The sequence below is a fragment of the Sphaerospermopsis kisseleviana CS-549 genome (assembly GCF_028329225.1).
Taxonomy (GTDB): domain Bacteria; phylum Cyanobacteriota; class Cyanobacteriia; order Cyanobacteriales; family Nostocaceae; genus Sphaerospermopsis; species Sphaerospermopsis kisseleviana.
This window is the reverse complement of the sequence record NZ_JAQMTI010000249.1, coordinates 1-3,794: the sequence shown is the minus strand read 5'-3', so window position 1 is coordinate 3,794 and position 3,794 is coordinate 1. Positions and strand designations below refer to the sequence as shown.

The 3,794-nt window shown below is 35.5% G+C and carries 3 protein-coding genes and 1 pseudogene; 2 read left to right on the top strand and 2 right to left on the bottom strand.

The genetic code is table 11. From position 1 onward, the window contains the following. The first annotated feature begins 384 nt into the window (after nucleotides 1–384). Both PN497_RS19275 and PN497_RS19270 read left to right on the top strand, forming a co-directional pair. A pseudogene (locus PN497_RS19275) lies at nucleotides 385–881 on the top strand (transposase). A 193-nt stretch (nucleotides 882–1,074) separates the two neighbouring features. After that, nucleotides 1,075–1,770 carry a response regulator transcription factor gene (locus PN497_RS19270; protein WP_096573085.1) on the top strand — a complete coding sequence of 232 codons (696 nt, stop codon included), beginning with the start codon at nucleotides 1,075–1,077 and terminating at the stop codon, nucleotides 1,768–1,770. Here the strand turns inward: PN497_RS19270 and PN497_RS19265 are convergent. Further along, nucleotides 1,759–2,412: a DUF6753 family protein gene (locus PN497_RS19265; protein WP_096573086.1), complete on the bottom strand. Its 654-nt coding sequence runs from the start codon at nucleotides 2,410–2,412 to the stop codon at nucleotides 1,759–1,761. The two genes, PN497_RS19270 and PN497_RS19265, sit on opposite strands and share 12 nt — an antisense overlap. 627 nt (nucleotides 2,413–3,039) lie before the next feature. Beyond that, nucleotides 3,040–3,624 carry a hypothetical protein gene (locus PN497_RS19260; RefSeq protein ID WP_272110767.1) on the bottom strand — a complete coding sequence of 195 codons (585 nt, stop codon included), beginning with the start codon at nucleotides 3,622–3,624 and terminating at the stop codon, nucleotides 3,040–3,042. Between the last annotated feature and the right edge of the window lie 170 nt (nucleotides 3,625–3,794).

The following is a 3,794-nucleotide window of genomic DNA, read 5'->3' as shown; positions in this document are numbered from 1 at the left end:
TGAACGAAAATCCGTCGTTTCAGGCTTTTGTCGATTAACTTCCGATCAATAGCGATCACTCAAAAATCATTAAAAAATCACGTTAAAAAGCCTGAAATCCGTACCTCATATTTGGTTGATCCTGTCAATGCGTAAGTCCTAGATTAATATATGTTATGCCTACAATTTTTAATTTGACTTCTGTCAAAAGGTATAAAAATATTAAAAAATGCAGTTGAGTTTGCATCTTTATTCATAAAAATCTATCTTTAGACTTATATGAATGAAAATAATAAAAAATTTTAGAGTCTCACTTCTTAGAGGATGTCTGAGAAGTAAGAAAGCCCACGTAACGGTATCCTGTCAGTAGAAAAAACACGTAAGTATGACAGCGTTACGAGAGCTATGAATGCATCCTACCCAAGTAATTTGACTTCTCAACAGTGGGAACTGTTATCAGGGTTAATTCTAGAAGCTAAAAAAGGAGGTAGAAAACGTAGTGTTGATATGGAAGCAGTGGTAAATGCCATACTTTACATCCTGTCTGCAGGTTGTGCATGGCGAATGCTGCCTCACGACTGCCCGAAATGGAAAACTGTTTACCACTATTTTCGGCAGTGGAGAAAAGATGGGACATGGGAGAAAATCCATGAGCGTCTGCGTTTATGGGTGCGTGTGAGCATTGGGTTATGGATGTTTATTGTTTGCTGTGCAGTGTTGTCACACGACACGAAGAACAAAAAGGATTTGTTGTACTGCCCAAACGTTGGCTTGTGGAAAGAACTTTTGGTTGGTTTAACTCGTGTCGAAGACTGAGTAAGGACTATGAGATTTTACCTGAAACAACAGAGGCTTTTATTTATGTAGCTATGATTCGTTTAATGTTGAAGCAATTGGCGTAATCAAAATCACTTTCTCAAAACTTTTCAGACATCCTCTAAGAAAATTTGCTATGCACATATTATGCAAATATTAAGAAAATCTTAAAGTATTATATCTGTCATCTGTTTAACTTACAAGATAAGTTACCATATCTAAATATCATCATTAATACTGCCAAATCAGAAGAAACCGCAAACATAGTAGGTAAACAACATGATAAAAACAGTAATTATCGATGACCATGAATTGAGTCGATATGGTATCAAAATGTTACTCTCTGCTGCTCCTGATATAGAGATTTGTGGAGAAGCCCAAACAGCATCAGAAGGATTAAAAATCATTGACATTCACAAACCACATATAGCTCTTGTGAATTCGACTTTGGCAAACGGTGCTGGTGTGGAAGTTACTAGGCAAATTAAACAAGAAGCATCAAATACTAAAGTCGTGATTTTTAATGCCCAAGCCACAGAAGTCTGTGTTAGAGAAGCTTTTGTTGCTGGTGCGAATTCATATTGTACGACAATGATAGCCAAAGAAAAGTTAGCAGAAGCTATTTATGTTACGTACAAAGAAGAACATTGGTTAGATTCTGCGATCGCTAAAATATTAATTCAAAATTTACACCCTCAAACTATGGCAGTTCTTCCCAGTATGAAAAAGAAACGAGTTTTCCACCAATATTCACTTAGTTCTAGGGAATTAGAGATTTTGCAGATGATTGCTATTGGTGATAGAAACAATCAAATTGCCAACAAACTTTTTTTGAGTGTAGGTACTGTGAGGTCTCATGTCCATCGCATCCTAACTAAACTCGATTGTCAAAATCGCGCTCAAGCTGCTACGAAAGCAATTGTAGAGGGACTGATAGATAGTCCAGAAACGAATCAAATCAGTTTAACGGCTTGATTTTGATTTTTGATTTAATTGGTCTAGATAACGTTGTCTTTCTTCGTTATTCACAACCCAGACCATACATCTGCCTTTTAATTGAGCTTTTTTTGCTCGACAAACACTCAGGTCAAAATCGTTCCACTTCATAATTTGACGAGCAAATTCTCCGTCTTTTGACTTAGCCCAATTCAGAATTTCCTGTTCTTCCACGGTCAAGCGAACTGGTTCTGTTAACCCTCTACCTCTCCAAAGGAAAAATATATTACCAGTCAGCATAACAATACCAAACAAACCAGATAATACCAGACCAGTGGCTATTAAAGGATTAAAGACGGATCTAGATTTTTTCTGTTCTGCTTTGCTTAACAAGGTTGATATTGCTTTGGCGATCGCGCTTTTTTGTTGAACAATGGCTACACTTGATGCTTTATCAAGTTTGTCATCTATTTCTGTTGTCCAACCCTCTACTACAGTGTTAAGTTTTCCTGGTATGTCTTCCATTAAGACCTCAAATTTACCCAGGGAACTTAACACCAAAAACAACGGATCTTTAGGATTGATACCAGAACGTCTAACTACATCTAGAACTTTCTGTTTAAAATGGTCTGACTGTCCTGCTAATGTTGTATCTAAAGTAGATTCTACAGATGTATTCATAAGCTAATGTTCGTTTTTAGATATAAGGTATCGGGTTTTTATACTAGTTAGCGAAAATAGGGCAACATATAAAAATTAATTGATAATTTTGATTAATAATATACATAATGCTTGTTGGATTTGTAATTGACTAATATAAAATATTTCGGTTTTCAAAAAACTTTGAAAATTAACTTGGATTAGGACTTATATCAATTCTGTATGATAGCGTAGCGTGTCATAGCCATAGATGTGCTGAATTAAAATAAACGAACCACAGAGGCACAGAGAAGCCAGTGCGTTGGGCGGGTTTCCCGACTTGTTAGCGTTCGCGCAGCGTGCAGTAGGCATAGCTCCTCTGAAAGAGGCAGCAACTGGCGCTACACAGAGAGAAAAGCTCAATCTAAAATTTGGCGCAGCCTCACAAAGAAATGGTATTACGTACAAGTCATGGAATAATGAATCATGAAGACATGAAGACATGAAGACACGAACGAAATAGAGTTTGAGAGATATTTTGCGTAAGTCCTGTTTTTTAAACATTTTGAGTCTCAATTTGTTATGATTCTAAATCTTTAATATTGATCAACAGATTCAATCCTTGAAACATAACTTGGTACAGTCTGTTTGTAATATTGAAACTAAAAATTAAAAATCGCCATTTAATTGATTTGATAAATCCAATGACGATGTAATGTTTAATAAACCCAATAATTCCTCAATATGTTTATTCTTGCTAATTTGCTCACTAAATTCTTCCATCCAGTTAAACACACGAGAACGGTTCATAAAATCTATCTCGTAATTTTGCACTGCATAACTATAAGGTGAATCCAAAGATTCTACTAATTCATAACTATCCCTCCATAACCTCCCCAAATACAATTCATTACCTCCATTTGCTTGGATATGCTGTTGGATATCAGAACCGTCATAGTAAGGAAATTCATCACCAAAATACAGATTTTTGATAATGATGTAATCCGCTTTATCGCCATAACAATTAAAAAGTTCTTGCAAATATTCTGTGCAATCTCGACGATATGATATTGGATGCACAAATGTAATGCGATAACCTAATTGTGCAATGGCATCCCACAGCATAACTTCTTGTGCAAATTGTCGGAACTCTTCAAAATTTTGTCCTGGTAAGTCACTCAAAGCTACTTGGACATCAGAAAAAGTTTCTAAATCAATTAATAATTGGTCTGCACCACCTTGGGTTAATGGCAATTGAGCAATAGGTAATAATAGCTGATAAGCCAGAAGTGTTGAATGTTAAGAAATCTGTGATAAAAATAGCCCAAAATATATTAAAATTTGAGCAAGCTATATCAAAATATTGATTTGATCATGATTATAAATTCATTTCCCAAGATTGTCAAAGACATCCTCAAATCCTT